The organism is Parabacteroides distasonis ATCC 8503 (assembly GCF_000012845.1).
In the GTDB taxonomy this organism is placed as follows: Bacteria; Bacteroidota; Bacteroidia; order Bacteroidales; family Tannerellaceae; genus Parabacteroides; species Parabacteroides distasonis.
Genome location: NC_009615.1, coordinates 3,655,803 through 3,678,689 on the forward strand (window position 1 = coordinate 3,655,803; position 22,887 = coordinate 3,678,689).

Consider the following 22,887-nt stretch of genomic DNA (forward strand, 5'->3'; position numbering starts at 1 on the left):
TATGAAATACGATGTCGCTATAATCGGTGGAGGTCCTGCCGGTTATACTGCCGCAGAGAGAGCGGCGCAGGGTGGGCTTTCCACGATTCTTTTTGAGAAAAACGCATTGGGCGGGGTTTGTTTGAATGAGGGATGCGTGCCGACAAAGACGCTTCTTTATTCCGCTAAGACGTATGATAATATCAAGCATGCTTCCAAGTATGCGGTGAAAGCGGAGAATCCTTCTTTTGATCTCCCGAAAATCATCGCCCGTAAGAATAAGGTCGTGAAAAAGCTGACAGCCGGTATCCGTATGAAAATGACGGAGCATGGCGTGGTGATGGTTACGGCGGAAGCTTGTATCCAAGGGCGTGCGGCCGACGGGACGATTACGATCGCCGCCGGAGAAGAGCTATACGAGGCTGCGAACCTTTTGATCTGTACGGGATCGGAAACGGTAATTCCTCCTATACCCGGATTGGCGGAGACGGAATATTGGACGAGCCGGGAGGCGTTGCAATCGAAGGAGCTTCCGGCCTCTTTGGTGATAATCGGTGGAGGCGTGATCGGTATGGAGTTCGCTTCTTTCTTCAATAGCCTTGGGGTAGAGGTACATGTCGTGGAGATGTTGGATAAGATATTAGGCCCGATGGATCGCGAGCTGTCCGAAATGTTGCAAGCGGAATACGCTAAACGGGGGATTAAGTTCTATCTAAGTCATAAAGTGACCGGGGTGCATGGAACCGAGGTTTCTGTAGAGAAAGACGGGGAGACATTCACGTTACATGGCGATAAGGTCCTTTTGAGTGTAGGGCGTCGTCCGGTTACGAAAGGTTTTGGCTTGGAGACACTGGCTCCGGAGACTTTTCGTAATGGGGTGAAGGTGAATGAGTACATGCAGACTTCCCTGCCAAATGTATATGCTTGTGGTGATATTACCGCTTTTTCCTTACTGGCGCATACGGCAGTTAGCGAGGCGGAGGTGGCCGTGGATCATCTCTTGGGCAAATCGCGCCCGATGAGTTATAAGGCTATTCCGGGTGTCGTTTATACGAATCCGGAGATCGCCGGTGTCGGGAAGACAGAGGAGGAGTTGCAGGCAGAAGGTATTTCGTATACCGTGAAAAAAATACCGATGGCATTCTCTGGGCGTTTTGTCGCGGAGAATGAGATGGGGAATGGTGTTTGTAAGTTGATCTTGTCGGAGGATGAAACGTTGATCGGTGCCCATATGTTGGGTAATCCGGCCTCGGAGTTGATCGTGATCGCCGGAATCGCTATTGAGAAGGGGATGAAATCGGATGAGTTAAAGTCGTTTGTGTTCCCGCATCCTACGGTAGGAGAGATTATTAAGGAAGCGCTTTATTGAAATAATTATGTACCTTTGTGCCGATAATAGCGGCACATGGGTATATTTGAAGGATATGTAGGGATTCGTTTGTGGGACGGACAATTGGTGGACGATGTGGTCTTTAGCCTTTTGTTCGTCTTATTTATGTGTTTTGCGTTGGTGTTCCGTACCAATTATCGTTTATTCCTGAAGATGATGCGTGATGTGGTATATGTGAAAGAACGTCAAAATTTATTTGAGGTAACGAGGGGGAGCGAATGGCTCTTCCGGAATTTCATGACGTTTCAAGCCTTGTTTCTTTGTAGCGTTTGTCTTTTTGCTATCGCTAAGGCATATGGGTATTTCAACCATTTGCTAGAAAATACGGTGTTGATATCTATTGGGTTGATAATGATGGTATTGATGCTGTTTTATTGGTGTAAGCGCTGTTTCTATTATTTATTGGGGGTTGTTTTTACGGACGCTCCGAAATACAAGTTTTGGAAGACTAATTATAACGCTATTATAGGAGCGTGGGGGATCTGTTTATACATTCCGGCACTTTGGTTGGTATTCGTGGGGAGCAGTATACAGATTCCTGTTTTGTTGTTTGTATTTTTCTATATTCTGTGTCGTTTTGTGATAATTTATAAGACCATACGGATATTTCACAGGAAAAATAGCAGTTTTTTATATATTAGTTTGTACCTTTGCGGCCAAGAAATATTGCCTTTAGTTTTTCTGTATGAAGGCATTATTTATTTGTATAACTTTATCGAGTCAAGTACTCTATGGCATTGAATATTAAAAAATTATTGGTATCACAACCGAAGCCTGCATCGGAGAAATCACCATATTTCGATATTGCAGAAAAATACGGTGTGGAAATAGATTTCCGCCCGTTCATCAAGGTTGAACCTTTATCTTCCAAGGAGTTCAGGCAGCAACGAATCTCGGTTTTGGATCATACCGCCGTTATTTTTACGGCTCGTACGGCTATCGATCATTTCTTTCATTTATGCGAGGAATTGCGTGTGGCTATCCCGGAAACGATGAAGTATTTCTGTATGACAGAGGCGATCGCTGTTTATCTCCAGAAGTATATCGTTTATAGAAAACGTAAGATTTTTTATGGTCAGACCGGTAAGGCAGATGATTTGGTGACTGTTATCGCCAAACATGCGAAGGAGAAATACCTAGTACCTGTTTCCGATGTACATAAAGATGATCTATTCGCTTTGTTAGACGCGAAGAAAATCAACTATACGAAAGCGGTGATGTTCCGTACGGTGAGCAATGATTTCGCGAAGGACGAGAAATTCGATTATGATATGTTGGTTTTCTTTAGTCCGTCGGGTATCTCTTCCTTATTGAAGAACTTCCCGGATTTCAAACAAGACGATATAAAGATCGGCTGTTTTGGCCCTACTACGGCAAAGGCTGTTAAAGATGCGGGTCTGCGTTTGGACGTTGAGGCTCCCACGGTGGAAGCCCCTTCTATGACTGCTGCTTTGGATTTATATCTGAAAAAACAGCAAGACGGTAAAAAATAATGACGACAAAAAGGTATACCCTTTCAAAAGAAGAACGCCTGTCGTGGAAACGTTACATTGACCTATTATTCGAAAAAGGACAATCGTTCGTGGCGTTTCCACTGCGGGTCGTTTATTTACCGATGGAGGAAGAGATGCCTGCCCGTGCTTCCTTCTTAGTGAGTGTACCGAAGAAAAGATTTAAGAGAGCCGTAAAACGTAACTTGATCAAACGACAGGTACGTGAGGCTTACCGGGTTCGTAAATATGATTTACTGGAACCGTTGGAAGCGAAGAATAAGGGCATGTTAATCGCTTTCCTGTACCTCGATAAAGAGATCCATCCGTACGCTGCGATGGAAAAGGCAATGAAGAAAGCGATCCATATCCTTCGGGATAAAGAATAATGAGACGCTTTTTTACCACATTACTCTTATTGCCGGTTTATTTCTACAAATATTGTATCTCTCTTATGACACCGGCTTCGTGCAGGTATACGCCCACTTGTTCCGAATATGCGGTGCAAGCCTTGAAGAAATATGGCCCTGTGAAAGGATTGTATCTTGCGGTTAAACGAATACTTCGTTGCCATCCTTGGGGTGGGAGCGGTTATGATCCGGTTCCGTAACGCCATGGGTTATTATGATATACATACGCATCAGATGCCTTTCCATAAGGAGGATATCGCGATTATAAATAGGATCGTGAGTCCAATGGGTGATATGCAGCCGGGTTCACTTCCTGATACGGTTATTCGCTCATATGGTATTCATCCGTGGTATATATATAATGTAAAGGAGCAGATGGATCTACTTAGGGTATTGGTGTCTGGTTCGGGAGTCGTGGCGATCGGAGAGGCTGGACTTGATACACTGGCCGAATCTCCAATGGATTTGCAAAAAGAGGTGTTTCTGGCACAAGCCAATTTAGCGGAGGAAACACATAAGCCATTAATCATCCATTGCGTAAAAGCGTGGGCGGATCTCATTGCCTGTAAAAAGGCCGTGAAACCGGAGATGCCTTGGATTATCCATGGCTTTCGAGGTAATGGTGAACTTGCCTCCCAATTGGTTCGCTTGGGGTTTTATCTCTCTTTTGGAGATCGTTTTAATCCGTCGGCTTTGCGTGCCGCATGGCCTGATTTCCTTTTCTTGGAGACCGATGATAAATCGATTGATATCCGCGGGGTCTACCAAAATGTAGCGGAAGCGTTGGATATTCCGGAAGAAAAGCTGCGGATTCAAATCGCTAAAAACGTTTCTATCTTCCACCTAAACGGATAATTATCAATTATCAATTTTCGATTCTCAATTAAAAAGTCGTACCTTTGCCTCGTATGAGATAAAGTGACAAATATATTAATGTAATACGATATAAATTAATACGATGAATTTTGTAGAAGAATTAAGATGGAGGGGCATGATCGCTGATATGATGCCCGGGACGGAAGAGCAATTGCAGAAAGAGTTGACATCGGCCTATGTGGGGATTGACCCAACGGCAGACTCTTTGCATATCGGACACTTAGTAAGTGTGATGATGCTGAAGCATTTCCAACGTGCCGGTCATCGTCCTATCGCTTTAGTGGGTGGCGCTACCGGTATGATCGGTGACCCGTCTATGAAGTCTGCCGAGCGTAATTTGCTGGACGAGGCTACTCTTCGTCACAATCAGGATTGCATCAAGAAACAATTGGCTAAGTTCCTTGATTTTGACTCCGACGCTCCTAATGCCGCTAAGTTGGTGAACAACTATGACTGGATGAAGGGTTATTCTTTCTTGAATTTTATCCGTGATATCGGTAAGCATATTACCGTGAACTACATGATGGCTAAGGATTCAGTGAAGAAACGTTTGAGCCGCGAATCTAGTGTAGGTATGTCTTTCACCGAGTTTTCTTATCAATTGCTACAAGGCTACGATTATTTGTATTTGTATGAGCATGAGGGTTGCCGTCTACAGATGGGTGGTACCGATCAATGGGGTAATATCACGACTGGTACGGAATTGATCCGTCGTACGTTGGGAGGGGAGGCTTATGCCTTGACTTGCCCGTTGATCACGAAGGCCGACGGTGGTAAGTTCGGAAAGACGGAATCCGGTAATATCTGGTTGGATCGTCGCTATACTTCTCCGTATAAATTCTATCAATTCTGGTTGAACGTAAGCGACGCTGACGCCGCCAAGTATATCAAGATCTTCACGGACTTGAGCCAAGAAGAGATCGCCGCTTTGGAGGCGGAGCAAGAGGCCGCTCCTCATTTGCGTCCGTTGCAGAAACGTTTGGCGAAAGAAGTGACTGTTATGGTTCACTCTTTGGAAGATTATGAGGCCGCTGTCGAGGCTTCCAATATCTTGTTTGGTAACTCCACTCACGAGGCTTTGTTGAAATTGGATGAGGACACATTACTAGCCGTATTCGAGGGTGTTCCTCATTTCGATATCTCCCGTGATGAATTGGCCGCAGGAATCAAGGCTGTTGATTTATGTACTGAAAAAGCCGCTATCTTCCCTTCAAAAGGTGAGATGCGTAAATTGGTACAAAGTGGTGGCGTAAGTTTTAACAAAGAGAAACTAGCGGAGGTTGACACTGTAATTGATTGTTCTTCACTGCTTGACGATAAGTATTTATTGGTTCAAAGAGGTAAGAAAAATTATTATTTGTTGATCGCAAAGTAAAAAAATAATCAAAAAATTTGCAAGGTAAGATTTTATTCTTACCTTTGCATCGCTTTAGTAAAGCAATCGGATTGTCTCATGGTGTAATGGTAGCACTACAGTTTTTGGTTCTGTCTGTCGAGGTTCGAATCCTCGTGAGACAACTCAACAATCCAGAGAGAGGGATGTCAATTGTGGCATCCCTTTTTTATTTTGTGACATTTTCTCGTATAGATAGCTTATCCGATAAATCCCTAGGGAAAATGGGGTAGTACTTACTTTGGCCATGAAGTATATCTTCTCTGCCACTTGAAGTATATCTCCTGTGGTATTCGCAGTATAATTGCGGGGATAACCTTGCGATGTGTTTTTCATCTACACTTTTATTTATTTTTCATATATTTGTGGAAATTCTGATTTAAATCAATATTGTTATGTCACGGTCATTTCTTTTGTTTGGTTTTATCCTATATAGTGTTTTCTTGAGCAGTCTGGCGAATGCTAGTGATATCGATTTGTCTGCACCCATGGATAAAGGCGGGTGGAGATTGATATGGAGTGAGGAGTTTGACTATACGGGATTTCCTGATTCTACGAAATGGTCTTATGATACGGAAGGTAATGTATATCAATGGGGAAATAACGAGGCTCAATATTATACATCCGGCAGAAAGGAGAACGCTTGGGTCTCGGATGGGGTATTGAGGATTACGGCCTTGAAAGAACCGATGGAAGGTCGTTCATATACATCGGCTCGTCTGATTACGAAAGGAAAAGGGGATTGGTTGTACGGACGTTTTGAGATTCGGGCGAAACTCCCGACCGGACGAGGGACATGGCCGGCCATCTGGATGCTTCCAACGGATTGGGAATACGGGGATTGGCCAAAAAGCGGGGAAATAGATATTATGGAAAATGTGGGCTATGATCCCGATACGATCGTAGGTTCTTCGCATACGGAAAAATATAATCATGCGATCGGAACTCAAAAAAATGCTAAAATTGCGTGTCCGGATTGTTATAAAGCGTTTCACGTGTATGCCTTGGAATGGGAGGAAGATGAGTACCGGCTTTATGTAGATGATCAATTATACTTTACATTTAAGAACGAGGGGACAGGCTATGAGGTTTGGCCTTACGATAAACGCTTTCATATCTTGCTGAATCTGGCGATCGGTGGGAATTGGGGAGGCCAAAAGGGTATTGATGATTCTCTTTTTCCACATGTGTTTGAGATTGATTATGTGAGAGTTTATAAGAAGTAGGGTGTAACGTGATGTTTTTTTATTTACTTTTGTGGTACATAACATTCTGTACTATATAGTGAAGGAGATACTTAAGAGGACGTTGGTTCGTATGTTGATTTGTTGCGTTATTGCCTTGTTGTTTTGTATAACGGGGAATGCGAAGGTACCCTATATTCCTAAAATCATCAATTATTCCGTAAGCGATTACAAAGCGGGAAACCAGAATTGGGCCGTCTCCCAAGGTCCGGGAGGAAAGATGTATATTGGGAATAACCGGGGGCTTTTGGTTTTTGACGGTATTCACTGGGATCTTGTGAAATTACCGAATAATCTAGGTGTCCGTGCTTTGTATATATCGAAGGACGGACGTATTTATGTCGGCTCTTTCGAGGAGTTCGGGTATTTTGAGATGGATGACGAGAATGATCTGATTTATCATTCACTCAGTTCGTCTGAGATGAACGTCTATCTTAATAATGATGAGTTCTGGACGATTAATGAATATAAGGGTGAGATTTATTTTCAATCATTCCGGAGCTTTTTTATTTATGACGGGGAAAAAGTAAGAAAAGGTGTATCCGACCTGTCTCCATTGTATATTTTCACATTAGACGATCATCTATACGTTCAGTTCATGGAGGGAGGAAGCTTTTGTCGAATGGATGACGGCCAGTTTACAGAGTTACTATCGAAAAAGGTTTTGGAGGATGATGTGGTTTCGGTCTTGCCATTTGATCATCAGCTATTATTGGTCTCGGCTCGTAGTGGATGTTTTATCTATGATGAGGTGCGTAAAAAATTGTCTGTGTGGAATACACCAGCCAATGAGATATTAAAGGAAGGGATCGCAAACAGGGGAGTCATGATGAAAGATTCTACTTTTATTGTGGGTACGATTTCTAATGGGGTTGTAGCGATTAATAAGCAGGGGGAAACTTTGTGGCATATCAACCGGGAGAATGGCTTGATTAATAATACGGTATTGAGAGTATTTGCTGATAATTCGGATAATTTATGGGTTACATTGGATAATGGTATCGCGCAGATACATGTGAATTCTCCGATCTATTTTTATGAACCGCTTGAGGCCCAGATTGGTATGGTGCATGATATGGTGATAGAGAAGGGTATTGTTTATTTAGCTACGAACCAAGGTCTTTATGCGTTATCTGAGAATGATAGTTATCCAACCTTGATTCCCGGTACTCAAGAACAGACATGGTATATCTCCGATGTCGGAAATCAACTGATTGCCGGACATAATACAGGTACCTTACAGCTAGAGGGCCGAAAAGCTACTCAGATACCGGGGCCCAATGGAGGGGGTACCGCATTACGTAAGACAATTATCCATGGAAAGGAAGTTTTACTCCAGATGTCTTACCGTCCACTCAGTGTTTTCACCCGGGATATGGTTACTAATCGTTGGAAATTTAGCCATAATGTAGAAGGATTCTCTAATTTGATCAAATCGTTTGAGGTTGACCCTACCGGCAATATATGGGCTAGCCATATGTATAAAGGTATCTATCGTCTTCGCTTGAATGAGGATTTGAGGAGCGTGAAAGAGATGGAGTATATCGGAAAACTGGAGGAAGGTAATGAGAGTGGTACGATTAATGTAATGAAATTACGCGGACGTATTGTTTTCTCGGATGGGAGTAAGTTTTATACTTATGAGGATTTGACTGGAAAGATCGTTCCTTATGATTTGTTGAATGAGGATTTTCCCGAGTTAAGCGATACCTATCGGGTTGTTTCCTTGAATAATGATTTATATTGGTTTATCCGGAATTCGGAATATGTATTGTTAGGATATGAGTCTGGGCGATTCCAGTTAAAACAGCGTATTCCTTTTACTTTGTTTGATAATCCGACCATAGAGGATAGGGGAAATATTTATGTGGCTTCCGACGGGACGTCTTATTTTTGTCTAAACGGGGGGATCGCTCGTTATGACAGATACCGGAATTATGTGGATACGACTCGAGTTCCATTAAGTTTGTCGCAGGTAAGGGCCTATAATCGGCATGAAAATGAGTTCGCTCCGCTCCCTTGCAAGGGAGCGGACGCACCGGAAGCCGGTGCGTCCGTATTGAGTTATAGCTATAATACGATTCTTTTTAAGTTTTCGTATCCGGATTTTACGGGGCGCCGTTTCCTGATCTATTATAAACTGGACGGGTTTGATAATGAATGGATAGAAGGCACCAGTAATTTTCAACGGACTTATTCTAATTTACCGTATGGTAATTTTGTGTTACATGCGGTTGTGAAAGACGATCGAGGAAAAGAGCTATCTTCTCTGTCTTATCCATTCAAGATCGAACGTCCATTTTATAGCTCTTGGTGGGCGCTGATCATCTATTTTGCTTTGTTTTTATGTATACTGGTCGTATTAGTGAGAATGTATACGATGTGGATTGTCATGCGTGAGAAAAAAGTTAACGAGGAGCAAAAGAGATTGCAAGAAGAGCAATTGAGGGCGCAAGAGCAATTAATTGTCAAGCTAGAGAATGAAAAATTAGAAAATGACCTTACTTATAAGAGTAAGGAATTAGCCAGTGCTACTTTGTCTGTTATCTCTCATAATGATTTCCTTGAAGGTCTAAAAAAGGAAATACAAGCTCAACAATTATCGGGAAGTTATACGAAACGATTCTTCGATAAGCTCATCCGCATGATCGAAGAGAATATATCAGGCGAGGATGAATGGGCCATTTTCCAGACTAATTTCGATCGTATCCACGAAAAGTTCTTTACGAATCTAAAAGAGCGGTATCCCGATTTGACTCCGGGCGATTTACGATTATGCGCTTTATTACGTTTGAATATGCCAACTAAGGATATGGCTCGTATGCAAAATCTTTCCGTACGTGGTATCGAGGCGGCGCGCTATCGATTGCGTAAAAAACTAAATCTACCGGAGGGGCAAAGCTTGGTAGATTTCATGATCCAGTTCCACTAAGAAATTTCATAGTTATGAATGAAAAATATCATAACTATGAAATAAGAAAATCATAACTATGAGTTTTCCTTGTCATTTTTGTGTTCCCATATTTAGTGAGATGTGTTTAATAACATATAATGTTCTCCTTTTGAATTAACAAATGTATTATAACTGAAAATAAGATAATTAATATGTATTGCAGTAGTATAAAAGTAGTAATTTTCTGCTTGCGCAAGGCTTGCAGTAGTGTTGAAGTATACAAAAATTTGCCCTTTTTTAGGTTTGGGTGTTCATTTGCTTCAAATTTAATAATGAGTGTAAAAACAAATGTTCAACTTTAAAACTAGAATGAATGAAAGCTAAATTAATGCTTTGTTTATGCCTGTTACTTGCCGCGACAACAATGTTTGCGCAGAATCTGACAGTTACCGGTGTGGTAACTGAAAAGGCCACAGGATACCCAGCTATCGGGGTGAGTGTTTTGGTTAAGGGTACGACTAACGGTACCATAACCTCTATGGATGGAGACTATACTTTGAGTAATGTTCCTAAGAATGCGACTTTAGTATTTAGTTATGTAGGTATGACTACACAAGAAGTTCCGGTTAACGGACAGACTGTAGTAAATGTTCTTATGAGTGAGGATACGCAAAACTTGGAAGAGGTTGTCGTTATCGGTTATGGTACGAGTAAGGCTAAGGATTTGACAGCGCCTATTACTATGATAAAGGCCGATGAGATCACAAAACATGCGACAACTTCTCCAATGGGAGCTTTGCAAGGAAAGGTTCCCGGTGTACAGATTACTAACAGTGGTCAGCCAGGATCTGGTCCATCTGTTCGTATTCGTGGTATTGGATCTATGAATGCTGATAGTCAGCCTTTGTATGTGGTGGATGGTATGTTTTTTGATAATATTGATTTCTTGAATAATAGTGATATTCAAGACCTTTCTATTTTGAAAGATGCCTCGGCTGCTTCTATTTATGGTGTGCGTGCCGCTAATGGTGTTGTTTTGATCACGACAAAAAAAGGAGCGTTAAATCGCCCGGCTACTATTACATATGATGGTTATGTAGGTTTCCAGAAAGCCACGAATGTGTTAGAAATGGCTAGCGGTGATCAGTATCGTATGATGGCGAATGAGATCGGCGATGCTACTTTGATTGATAAGGTAAACCAAGCTAATAAGTTATGGGGAAATTTGAATACAAATTGGTACGACGAACTACTTCGTACAGCTATGATACATAACCACTCATTGGATATTTCCGGAGGTACGGAAAAAGTTACTTATTCTGTCGGAGCTTCTTATTTGTATCAGGATGGTATTTTAGATGCGGAGAATAGCTATAACCGTTTGAACTTGCGTACACAGGCAGACTACCGGGTATTTAATTGGTTGAAGGTGGGTACGAATATCATGTTTAGTAATTCAAATCAAATAATACCAAATCATACTGTTTGGCAACATGCGTTTCGTATGCCAGGAATTATGCCAGCTTTTGATGAAAATAGTACACTGAATCCTTATCCGGTAAAATATGCGTCTCCTGCCCAGATCGGGTTAAGTGAATTCTATTCTAATCCGGTCGCCGCTGCTAATTATTATGATTCTAAGAATAAGTCTTTGCGTATTATGCCTTCTTTCTATGCTCAATTGGACTTGCTTCCTGATAATAAATTAGTATGGAAGACACAGTATAGCCAAGATGTCAATATCCAGCAGGTTCGTACATTCACTCCGGAATATAGAGTAGGTGGTACGCAAGCAGCTTCTACTTCAACGTTAAAGAAACAGAATGATACATATTGGAGCTATATTGTTGATAATACTTTGACTTATAAAGATCAATTTGGTGATCATGGTTTGACGGCTATGTTGGGAAACTCAGTTCGTGAGGAGAATTGGCGTAATCTTTGGGGAAATGCGACAGGAGTTCCCGAAGGTTTTGAAGAGTACTATTATTTAAATCAAGGTAATGCGGATGGACGTACGACCGGAGATGATGGTACGACTTATCGCGGTGTTTCTTGGTTTGGCCGTATTTCTTATGATTATCAAGGAAAATATTTGTTGTCTGCTACAATGCGTGCTGATGGTTCTTCTAAATATCAGGATAAATGGGGATATTTTCCTTCTGTTGGTGCAGCTTGGAATATCTCAGAGGAAAGTTTTATGAAGGATCAAAAATGGATTGACTATTTAAAACTTCGTGCTAGCTGGGGTAAATTAGGTAATGATAAGATCCAAGCAAGTGATGGTTTCGCGTCTGTTACCCAAGATATGACTACGACTGGTATTTTCGGAGGTTCAGCTATACCGGGATATACAAATTTGGTCTATTTTAGTTGGTTAGGTTGGGAGACAGTAAATGAAACTAATGTTGGTTTGGATTTCCGTACGTTGAATAGCCGTTTAAGCTTAGAGGCTGATTGGTATTATCGTTTAACACAGAATGCGGTAATTGATGCTCCATTACCAATGGGCTTAGGGGATGGTAGTTTGTTAGGTAACCGTGGAGAGATTTTGAATACGGGAGTTGAATTATCATTGAATTGGTCTGATAAGATTGGTAAGGATTTTACTTATTATATAGGTGGTAATATTACGACTTTACATAATGAAGTGAAAAGTTTAGATGGAGCTCCTTATATTTATGGAGGTTCTGCGGAGTTCCGTACAATTTCTCGTGTAGGTAGTGAGTTGAATTCCTACTATGGTTATGAGTTAGCCGGTGTTTATCAAAATACGGCAGAGATTGCCGCAGATCCGATTGCGGTGGCCAATGGCCTTGAACCGGGTGATTTCAAATATGTTGATCAAAATGGAGATGGTAAGATTGATGCGCAAGATCGTGTGATTTTAGGCTCTTATGTCCCGAATTTCACGTATGGAATTAATTTAGGATTCTCTTATAAGAATTTTGATTTCTCAATGGTAATGCAGGGGCAGACAGGAAACCAGATCGTAAATCGTAAACGTGGCGACCGACGTTGGCATTCTGAACTGAATTATGATGCGGATCAAGTTGAGAATCGTTGGACAGGTGAAGGTTCTACAAATGACTATCCATCAGCGAAAGGCTCTGTAAAGGCTTGGAATATAGCTAACTTTAACTCTTTCTTCGTAGAGGATGGTTCTTATTTCCGTATCCAAAATATACAGTTAGCATATACTTTTCCGAAAAAGGATTTAGGTAAATTTAAGATGCCTAGCATTCGTTTAAGTTTGACGGCTGATAGGCCATTGACAATTTTCAAGGCGAATAGTTTTAGCCCTGAATTGATGAGTGGTGTTAATGCGGATGGTACACAATCCTTGTCTTCAACATCTTATGGATTTGATGAGCAAGTTTATCCACTATCGTCTTCTTATACATTCGGAGTTCGTATTATTTATTAATCTTTAAAGACTAAATATTATATGAAAAATATATTGAATAAAAAGTTACTTTGGGCGTTGCCATTGGCTTTTTCTTTGACAGTTTCTAGCTGTAGTGATTTTTTGGATAAAATTCCAGAAAATTCTGTAGAAGTAGAGTCTGTGGACTATTCTAATACGGCAAATATGTATATGCCAGTTTCTGGTATATATGCTAAATCAAGAAATTTACTGGCGGCATGGTCTACTTATGGTTGTTTACTTGTTCGTGGTGATGATGTGGATAAAGGAGGATCTCCTACGGACCAGATGGAATATGAGTATGCTAGTAAGTTTCAATATGGTCAATTGTCTTCATTTTGGGCATTGAATGGTACTTGGCAGAATTATTATAATGTAATTTCGTTGGTAAATTCGGCATTGAGTTCTTTAGATAATTATGCTCAACATCTGACATCGGAGAATGATAAGCAACTGAATGCTCAGTATCAAGCGGAAGCTCGTTTTTTCCGGGCATTGGCTTATTTCTATTTAGTGAACTTGTGGGGGGATGTGCCTATCTTAGTTGATAATCAAGAATTAGGTATTTTTAGGAGTCCAAAAGAAGATGTCTTGCAATATATGTATGATGAATTGGACTATTGTATCGCTAATTTACCTGCTATTCGTCCGAATGAGTCCAGTCATCCGGGGGCGGTTACAAAATATACGGCAGAGACATTGAAAGCTAAAGTAAAGATGTATAACAATGAATGGGAAGATGTCTTGGCATTAACGAATAACATTATCGATAGTGGTAAGTTCGAATTGTATAATGATTTTTATGAGTTGTTTAAGATTCCGGGAAAGTTGTGTAATGAATCATTATTAGAGTATCAGTTTACGGATTTTGGTACAGGTAGTGGTGATATTGTACAATCTGATAACTGGTTCTCCTTTCAAGGTCCTCGCGGGGAGGCACCTATCTCGGGCTGGGCTTTTATGGAGCCAACTCAGAAAATACAAGATTTATTTACAAAACGTGGTGAGACCGTACGTGCGGAAACAACTTTCTTAAAAACAGGGGAAACAACTCGTGATGGTGATTATATCCAGCCAGCGACAGGTGAGGAGCCTACTGTTTACAATGGTAAGGCTTATACGCCAGCAAATCAAATGACAGAAGGTCGTTTGAATTATGGTGACAACAATAATATCCGAGTGTTCCGTTATGCCGATGTTTTATTGATGAATGCGGAAGCAAGAGTTCGTTTAGGGCAAAGTGGAGATGCTCCATTGAATTTGGTTCGTGAACGTGCGGGAATGGCTCCGCTGACGAATGCTACCTTAGATCAAATCTTAGAGGAGCGTCAAGTAGAGTTGGCTGTCGAATGGGGAGAGCGATTCTTTGATTTGGTTCGTACAGATCGTGCTACTCAAGAGTTGGATGGATTTGTCAAAGGGGAACATGAGTATTATCCGATACCACAAGATCAGATTGACTTAAATGCAAATTTAGAGGCTGATCCTGTTCCTTTTGAATCAGAGACTGCTTCTGAGTGATTCATATAAGATTCTCATTATTTACTAGACCTTTGTAGTTTGGCAAGGCGGTGTCAACCCGTTTGGCACCGCCTATTTTATCTCAAATCATATCTTTATTTATATAAATATCAGCATCATGAAACACATCGCATTACTAACTACTCTCTTATTATCCGCCAGCTTGCAAGCGGTGGAGAAACCTTACGACTATGTTTTCTTCGAGAATAGCTTGATGAAAGGGGATTACTTTTATTCTCAAGCGAAATATACCTCACCCTCTTGGATTAAAAATGCGAGACATCATCTTCCGGTTGCCGGCTCTGTCGCTTTTACGCCCGGCAATTCCTTGGAGCTTACCTATGTATCCGCTCCCGGTGGAGATTGGTATAGCGAGATACAATATTGCCCGGTCCGTGGCAATGACTTCTTTCGTGAGCCCTCTACGCTCTCTATGCAAGTGCGGTTGAGAGAGAGCATGAATGCTGCCGCTCTTCCCAATATCGCTATTCGTTATGCGGACAGCACGTATACCCAATACCTAAACCTGAGAAATTATCTGAAAGATACACGTCCCGGCGTATGGCATCCCGTATCCATTCCATTGGAGGATTTCGGATTAAACGCCGTGAACGATACGAACATCAAGAAATTAGCGGCCGTAGCCCTTCGTCCCGGTACGGCCGATGGAAACGAATATACGATTTATCTGGACGATATAGAGCTTTTGCCGGCTTCCCTCCCGTCGGTAAGTGCCTTAAACGCTCCGGTCTTGCAGGAAGCCAAGGCGTATGAGCGTCATATCGATATCAAATGGATTCCTCAATCGAAGGAGGATATAAAATACTATCGCATTTACCGTTCTTTCGACGGGATCACTTACCAGCCGGTCGCTGTCCGCCGCCCTTGGATGAATCGTTATACTGATTTCTTGGGAGAGGTTGGTAAAAAGGCTTATTATAAGGTGACGGCCGTGGATTATGCGCTGAATGAATCCAATGATTCCCAGACAGTCTCGGCCACTACCTATCCAATGACGGACGAGCAATTGCTGGATATGGTACAGGAAGCGAACTTCCGTTATTATTGGGAGGGAGCGGAGCCGAACAGCGGTCTTGCCCGTGAGAATATTCCCGGACGGAATGATATGATCGCTACCGGGGCTTCCGGCTTCGGTATCATGGCGATCGTGGCGGGTATCGAACGGGGATTTATCACCCGGGAAGAGGGCGTACAGCGTTTCTTGAAAATCACTTCTTTCTTGGAGAAAGCGGATAAATTCCATGGGGCGGTCTCTCACTTTATCGATGGGACAACCGGGAAGACAGTCGCTTTCTTCGGCCCGAAAGATAATGGAGGTGATTTGGTGGAGACCTCTTTCTTATTCCAAGGGCTGTTAACGGCTCGTCAATATTTCAACCAAGAGAATGACAAGGAGAAACAAATCCGTAAGAGCATCGATAATCTATGGAAAAACGTGGAATGGAGCTGGTATAAGCAATTTAAGGACAGCCCATATCTATATTGGCACTGGTCTCCAGATCAGGCGTGGGTGATCAATCATAAATTGATCGGCTGGAATGAGACCATGATTACCTATATGTTGGCTATCATGGGGCCGAAATACGGAATCTCTCCGGAGATGTATTATAGCGGCTGGGCCAGCCAAGAGGAGTATGCGCAAGAATACCGTGCCGATTGGGGGCGTGTAGAAGATGGTAAGATGTATACGAATGGCAATACTTATTATGGGGAGAACTTGAAAGTAGGTGTCTCTAATGGAGGTCCTCTTTTCTTTATCCATTACTCCTATCTCGGGCTGGACCCACATAAGTTCACGGATAAGTACACGAATTATTTCGAGAACAACCAGAAAATGGCAAAGATCAATCAACGGTATTGTATCGAGAATCAAGGGGGGTATGTTGGTTATGGAGAAGATTGTTGGGGATTGACCGCCAGCGATTTCGCTTGGAACTATCAAGCTCAGGAGCCGATGCCGCACAGGGATAACGGAACGATGGCACCTACGGGCGCTCTGGCTTCTTTCCCTTATACGCCGGACGCTTCCATGAAAGCCTTGCGGAATTATTATCGTAACCACGGCAGCTTCTTATGGGGTGAGTACGGTTTCCGGGATGCTTTCAACTTGACTGTAAATTGGGTATCTCCCTTATTTATGGGATTGAATCAAGCGCCTGTAACGGTTATGATCGAGAATTACCGTACGAATCTGTTGTGGAACCTTTTCATGAGCCATCCGGATGTCCAGAAAGGTATCCAAAAGATTCAATCCATAAAATAATAATGCGACAAAAAACAACAATAACTTATCTTGAACATAATATGCTGGCATGTAATAGAATAAATAGGGCTATCGCTTCTTGGAAAAAACATGTACGTGTTTTCTCGGAAACATGTACGTCTTTTTCGGAAAACACGTACATGTTTTTCCGGAAAGACGTAGGAGTTTCTAGCGCTTCCTTAAAAGCCTACAATAAGTGTATGCTCGTATCACTCCTTGCCTCTTTCTTCGCGGTCTCTACCGTAAACGCTCAAGTAAACGAGCGGGGAGATTCCGTGATCGTGATCAAAGGGCAGGTAAGCGATTACTATATTACCGTATCCCCAGAGCATTTTCTGGAAGGTACGATTACCGGACCGGACGGCAAGCCCTTGGAAGGCGCTACAGTGATGTTCACGGCTAGCCCGGTTCATTATACCACCGATGCGACAGGCTATTATAAGATACAAGCAAGCCGCTACGATCATGAGTTATTCGTGTATTATCCGGGGATGAAGTACGCTTATCGCACGTTTGGCGATAACGATACGAAAATAGATATCCGGATGGAGGCCGATCCTCGTGATGTACGGGTAAAAGCTCCTCAGCAAGCCACCCGCTGGTTCGACGCTACGGCCGATCATCCCTCTACCTATTGCAACCCGATGAATTTGAGCTACTGCTTCCGGGCGAATCTGCCGGATTTGGTGAAGAATGGCTCTTTCCGCTCTACGGCTGATCCGATGATGGTCATGTATAAAGGGGAATATTTCCTTTTCGCCACGAATCAAGCCGGATTCTATTATTCCAAGGACTTGAGTAATTGGGAGTTTGTATTCGCCGGTTTCCAACGTTATCCGGAAGATGACGACTTGTGCGCTCCGGCCGCTTTCGTAAGTGGAGATACCTTGTTCTATACCGGTTCTACCTATGCGGGATTGCCTATTTGGTATAGTACGAACCCGAAAAGCGGAAAGTTCAAGCGGTATGTGGAGAAAACGGCTCTTCCTAGTTGGGACCCGGCATTTTTGCTGGATGATGACGGACGTTTGTATATGTACTATGGTTCAAGTAATGAGTTCGCTTTGAAGGGAGTGGAATTGGATCGCCGTGATTTCCACCCGATCAGCAAGATCCAAGAGATCATGATGCTGCGCCCGGAAGAACACGGATGGGAACGTTTCGGGATGAACAATGACGATAGTACGACTTTAGCGCCTTTTACGGAAGGAGCTTTCGTGACCAAGCATAACGGTAAATATTATTTCCAATACGGTGCGCCGGGAACGGAGTTCAAGGTCTATGCGGATGGAGTTTATGTATCCGACAAACCGATGGGCCCGTTCACCTACCAGAAACATAACCCGATGAGCTATAAGCCGGGAGGTTTCGTACAAGGTGCCGGCCATGGTGGTACTTTCGAGGATGCGTATGGTAATTACTGGCATGTGGCTACTTGCATGCTTTCTTTGAAATATAAGTTTGAGCGTCGTATTGGTTTGTACCCTACGGCATTCGATAAGGATGGCGTGATGTATTCGAACACCGCTTTCGGGGACTATCCTTTGCTTACGCCGAAAGGGAAGGTAGATGATATCGCGAATACGTTTTCCGGCTGGATGTTGCTATCGTATGGAAAACCGGTGATGGCCTCTTCCATGGATAGTACGTTAGTACCAGAGAATGTAACGGATGAGAGCATGCGTACTTTCTGGTCCGCCCGCTCGGGAGAGCCGGGTGAATGGCTCCAGATCTCTTTAGAGGGATTGAAAGAGGTACGTGCGATCCAGTTGAACTATTACGAGCATAGAGCCGTACAGCATAATAAGGCGATGGACTTGTATCATCAATATCGTATTTATCATTCTATAGATGGACAAAATTGGGAATTGGTAGTCGATAAGAGCGATAACGACAAGGACGTTCCGCACGACTATATCGAGTTGCGTGAGCCTTTAAAAACCCGTTATTTGAAAATAGTGAACGAACATGTGCCTTCGGGCAACTTCGCTATGTCTGGATTTCGTATTTTTGGAAATGGTTTGGGAGAAGCTCCCGCCGCCGTTAAGAACTTAAAGGTGGAACGCTCAAAAGCGGATAAGCGGAATGCGATGATCACTTGGGAGCCGGTAAAAGAGGCGTACGCTTACAATATCTATTATGGTATAGCGCCGGATAAATTGTACAACAGTATCACGGTACTGGGAGATACGATGTACGATTTTAGAGGCTTGGATAAGGATACGGACTATTATTTCTCGATCGAGGCATTGGGAGAGAGCGGCCGTTCACCGATGAGTAAAGTATTGAGACGATAACTATTTTAAATGTATATATCTATGAATACCTATTTCCGTACAGGCGTTGTTACCCTGTTGCTTGGCTTTTCGTTGACCGCTTGTCATGAGGCCAAGAAAAGTGACACATCCGCAGAGTCTACGCCCAATGAGCGTAAGTTGGATTTTCAGTCGGATGATGAATTCTTGACCTATATACAAAAGGCTCACTTTAATTATATGTGGGAAGGTGCGGAGCCTACCTCCGGACTGGCCTGTGAGCGTATCCATACGGATGGCGTGTATCCTGAGAACGACGCTGATATCGTGACCACCGGAGGTAGTGGTTTTGGCATCGCCGGGCTGTTGGTAGGTATTGAGCGTGGCTTTATCACCCGTGAGGAAGGTGTGGCCCGTTTTCATCAAATCGCTGATTACTTGGCGAAGGCCGATCGTTTCCATGGGGTCTGGCCTCACTGGATGCATGGACCTACGGGTAAGGTAAAGCCTTTCGGCCAGAAGGATAACGGAGGCGATTTGGTAGAGAGCGCTTTCTTAATGCAAGGTCTCTTATGCGTACGCCAATATTTCAAGGACGGTAATGCGAGCGAGAAAGCGTTGGCTGCGAAGATTGACCAGCTATGGCGTGAGATGGAATGGACCTGGTATTTGAACGGGCAGGATGTATTGTATTGGCATTGGAGCCCGAATTACGCATGGGAGATGAATTTTCCTTTGGAAGGTTACAATGAATGTCTGATTACTTATATTTTGGCGGCGTCTTCGCCTACGTATCCGATCCCGGCTTCCGCTTATCATAACGGATGGGCTCGTAAAGGGGGGATCAAGAGCGATGCGGTCGCTTACGATTTACCTTTGATCTTGAAACATAATTATGCCGAGGAGTACGGCGGCCCGTTGTTTTGGGCGCATTATTCTTATATCGGCCTATGTCCGGTAGGCTTGTCGGATCGATACGCTAACTACTGGGACTTGAACCGGAATCACGTCTTGATCGATTACCGTTATTGCGCGGAGAATCCGAAGGGCTTCAAGGGATATAGCGACGCTTGCTGGGGATTGACCGCCAGTTATTCCGTGAAAGGCTATAACGCGCATATGCCCTCCAACGATCATGGGGTAATTACGCCGACAGCCGCCTTGAGCAGTTATCCGTATACACCGGAGGAATCCTCGAAGGCATTGAAGCATTTCTATTTCAATCTGGGAGATAGCATCTGGGGTAAGTATGGTTTTTACGACGCTTTCAGTGAAGGCGAGAATTGGTATCCGCGTCGTTATCTGGCGATAGACCAATGTACGATCGCCCCGATGATCGAGAATTACCGTACGGGCCTTCTGTGGCGTTTGTTTATGAGCTGTCCGGAAATCCAGGACGGTTTGAAGAAATTGGGTTTCACGATCCATAATGCGAGAGAATCTTAATATTTAAATAACATGAGAAAGATTATATTATCATTCGCCGCTTGTTTGGCACTTGCGGCATACGGACAAAAGCCCGTTCAAGATACGAGAGCGATGGATACGTTTATCGATCAGTTGATGGGTAAAATGACTTTGGATGAGAAGATCGGACAGCTGAACTTGTCCGGTGGGGGTGTTCCCGGCATCTTGAGTGGTTCGGAAGGAGCGGACGAGACGATTCGTCGGGGCTGGCTGGGTGCTACGGGAGGCTCGGAGCTGGAGACGTTCCGTAAATTGCAGGAGATAGCGGTTAAGGAATCTCGCTTAGGAATTCCGCTTTTGTTCGGACTGGATGTGATTCATGGATATCATACGATCTTCCCGATCCCATTGGCTTTGTCTTGTAGCTGGGATACGACGTTGATCGAGCAAAGTGCCCGTATCGCCGCTATCGAGGCCAGTTCAAACGGCGTGACATGGACTTATTCCCCGATGGTGGATATCGCCCGTGACGCTCGTTGGGGACGTATTGCCGAGGGTAGTGGAGAGGACCCTTGGTGGGGTGGAAAGATCGCCGCCGCCATGGTGAGAGGTTATCAAGGAGATGACTTGACGAAAGAGAACACGATCTTGTCTTGCTTGAAGCACTTTGCCTTGTATGGCGCTTCCGAGGCCGGTCGTGATTATAATACGGTGGATATGAGCCGTATCAAGATGTTTAATGAGTATTTCCCGCCTTATAAAGCGGCTGTAGAGGCTGGTTGTGCCACGGTTATGTCTTCCTTTAATTTGGTGGAGGCGATTCCGGCTACGGGTAACCGTTGGTTGTTGACCGATTTGCTTCGTGATCAATGGGGATTCAATGGGTTTGTCGTTTCCGATTATAATTCGATCGGCGAGATGACCAATCATGGTCTGGGTGATACGCAGACCGTATCGGCCTTGGCTTTGCATGCCGGCTTGGATATGGATATGATGACGAACGGCTATATCACGACCTTGAAGAAGTCGTTGGAAGAGGGCCGTGTGTCTCAAGCGGATATTGATCAGGCTTGCCGCCGTGTATTGGAGGCGAAATATAAATTAGGCTTGTTCGAGGACCCTTATCGCTACTTGGACGCGGATCGTGCGAAAAAGAATACGTTCACGGATGAGCATATGAATACGGCTCGCCATATCGCCGGTAAATCCATTGTCTTGTTGAAGAATGACAAGGGTTTGTTGCCTTTGCGAAAGACAGGGACGATCGCCGTGGTAGGCCCGTTGGCGGATAAGAAGGTTGAGTTGTTCGGGACATGGTGTGGTATCGATACGGCGAAGTCGGCTTCCGTAGTGCAGGCTGTGAAGGAAATGGTTGGCAATAAGGCCCGTGTGATCTTCGCCAAGGGATGTAATTTGACGAACGAGCCGATGTTGGCGAAAGCCAGTGGCTTGAAGGTTGATCCGGTGGAGAATACCCGTTTGGTGAAGGAAGCGGTTGAGCAAGTGAAAGATGCGGATCGTATCATCGCCGTAATGGGTGAGCCGAATAACTGGTCCGGAGAGGCTTGCAGCCGTGCGGATATTAGTTTGCCGGAGAGCCAGAAAGAGCTGTTGAGAGCTTTGTTGGAGACCGGTAAACCGGTGGTGTTGGTCTTGGCGAACGGCCGTCCGTTGACCTTGGAGTGGGAGGATAGCCAATTCTCCGCAATCGTTGAGGCTTGGCATGGAGGTTCCGCCGCAGCTCGCGGATTGGTGGACGTATTGTTCGGCGACGTGAATCCTTCCGGTAAATTGACGACTACATTTCCTCGTAGCGTAGGCCAGATTCCTTTGTATTACAATGCTAAGAAAACAGGCCGCCCAATGAATCCGGATGATCATTTCACTTCTAAATATCTGGATATCACGAACGATCCTTTGTATCCGTTTGGCTATGGCTTGAGTTATACGACTTTCTCTTACGGTGATCTTCAGCTGGATAAGACGAGTGTGCAAGGAGAGAACGGTGTATTGACCGCCAGCGTACAAGTGACGAATACAGGCAAGCTAGAGGGCGAGGAAGTCGTACAGTTATATATCGGCGATCCGGCTGCCAGCATCTCCCGTCCGATGAAAGAGTTGAAGAACTTCCAGAAGATATCCTTGAAACCGGGTGAGAGCCGAAAAGTCTCTTTTACGATTACGCCGGAAGACTTGAAATTTTATAACAGCGCGTTGGAATACATCTGGGAACCGGGCTTATTCAATATCTATGTAGGTACGAACTCCCGGGACGTGAAATCGGCGCAGGTAACTTGGAACAAATAATACAGATACGA

General features: G+C 43.7%; 15 protein-coding genes. All 15 read left to right on the top strand.

Features of this window, described 5'->3' with window-relative positions; genetic code table 11:
- The first annotated feature begins 1 nt into the window (after position 1).
- The 15 genes from lpdA (at position 2) to bglX (ending at position 22,876) form a co-directional block, all read left to right on the top strand.
- Positions 2-1,348, top strand: a complete 1,347-nt coding sequence (lpdA, locus tag BDI_RS15230; protein ID WP_005860301.1) for a dihydrolipoyl dehydrogenase — start codon at positions 2-4, stop codon at positions 1,346-1,348.
- A 36-nt stretch (positions 1,349-1,384) separates the two neighbouring features.
- Entirely contained in the window at positions 1,385-2,110 is a 726-nt protein-coding gene (locus BDI_RS15235) for a DUF4271 domain-containing protein (protein ID WP_011967121.1), read from the top strand.
- Positions 2,107-2,862 carry a uroporphyrinogen-III synthase gene (locus BDI_RS15240; RefSeq protein ID WP_029257164.1) on the top strand — a complete coding sequence of 252 codons (756 nt, stop codon included), beginning with the start codon at positions 2,107-2,109 and terminating at the stop codon, positions 2,860-2,862. The genes BDI_RS15235 and BDI_RS15240 overlap by 4 nt, the downstream gene beginning before the upstream one ends.
- Entirely contained in the window at positions 2,862-3,248 is a 387-nt protein-coding gene (rnpA, locus tag BDI_RS15245; RefSeq protein ID WP_005860298.1) for a ribonuclease P protein component, read from the top strand. Before BDI_RS15240 ends, rnpA begins: the two co-directional genes overlap by 1 nt.
- Positions 3,248-3,469 carry a membrane protein insertion efficiency factor YidD gene (gene yidD / locus BDI_RS15250; protein ID WP_011967122.1) on the top strand — a complete coding sequence of 74 codons (222 nt, stop codon included), beginning with the start codon at positions 3,248-3,250 and terminating at the stop codon, positions 3,467-3,469. The genes rnpA and yidD overlap by 1 nt, the downstream gene beginning before the upstream one ends.
- The gene (locus tag BDI_RS15255; RefSeq protein ID WP_049762359.1) at positions 3,453-4,124 is read left to right on the top strand and encodes a TatD family hydrolase; all 672 of its coding nucleotides are present in this window, start codon (positions 3,453-3,455) and stop codon (positions 4,122-4,124) included. The genes yidD and BDI_RS15255 overlap by 17 nt, the downstream gene beginning before the upstream one ends.
- A 103-nt stretch (positions 4,125-4,227) precedes the next feature.
- The gene (gene tyrS, locus BDI_RS15260) at positions 4,228-5,520 is read left to right on the top strand and encodes a tyrosine--tRNA ligase (RefSeq protein WP_008778966.1); all 1,293 of its coding nucleotides are present in this window, start codon (positions 4,228-4,230) and stop codon (positions 5,518-5,520) included.
- Positions 5,521-5,933: 413 nt separating this feature from the next.
- Positions 5,934-6,764, top strand: coding sequence for a glycoside hydrolase family 16 protein (locus BDI_RS15275; protein WP_011967124.1), 831 nt, complete (start codon positions 5,934-5,936; stop codon positions 6,762-6,764).
- A 91-nt stretch (positions 6,765-6,855) separates the two neighbouring features.
- On the top strand, positions 6,856-9,714 hold the full coding sequence (locus BDI_RS15280) for a triple tyrosine motif-containing protein (protein WP_008773160.1): 2,859 nt from the start codon (positions 6,856-6,858) through the stop codon (positions 9,712-9,714).
- 334 nt (positions 9,715-10,048) lie between these two features.
- Positions 10,049-13,102, top strand: a complete 3,054-nt coding sequence (locus BDI_RS15285; protein WP_011967126.1) for a SusC/RagA family TonB-linked outer membrane protein — start codon at positions 10,049-10,051, stop codon at positions 13,100-13,102.
- A gap of 21 nt (positions 13,103-13,123) precedes the next feature.
- On the top strand, positions 13,124-14,623 hold the full coding sequence (locus BDI_RS15290; RefSeq protein ID WP_011967127.1) for a RagB/SusD family nutrient uptake outer membrane protein: 1,500 nt from the start codon (positions 13,124-13,126) through the stop codon (positions 14,621-14,623).
- A gap of 118 nt (positions 14,624-14,741) precedes the next feature.
- Positions 14,742-16,907, top strand: coding sequence for a glucoamylase family protein (locus BDI_RS15295; protein WP_011967128.1), 2,166 nt, complete (start codon positions 14,742-14,744; stop codon positions 16,905-16,907).
- Between the two features lie 140 nt (positions 16,908-17,047).
- Positions 17,048-19,204, top strand: a complete 2,157-nt coding sequence (locus tag BDI_RS15300) for a family 43 glycosylhydrolase (RefSeq protein WP_005860287.1) — start codon at positions 17,048-17,050, stop codon at positions 19,202-19,204.
- Between the two features lie 9 nt (positions 19,205-19,213).
- Positions 19,214-20,608 (top strand): glucoamylase family protein, encoded by a 1,395-nt coding sequence (locus BDI_RS15305; protein WP_011967130.1) that lies wholly within the window; start codon positions 19,214-19,216, stop codon positions 20,606-20,608.
- A 12-nt stretch (positions 20,609-20,620) separates the two neighbouring features.
- On the top strand, positions 20,621-22,876 hold the full coding sequence (bglX, locus tag BDI_RS15310; RefSeq protein WP_005863643.1) for a beta-glucosidase BglX: 2,256 nt from the start codon (positions 20,621-20,623) through the stop codon (positions 22,874-22,876).
- Positions 22,877-22,887: the final 11 nt, after the last annotated feature.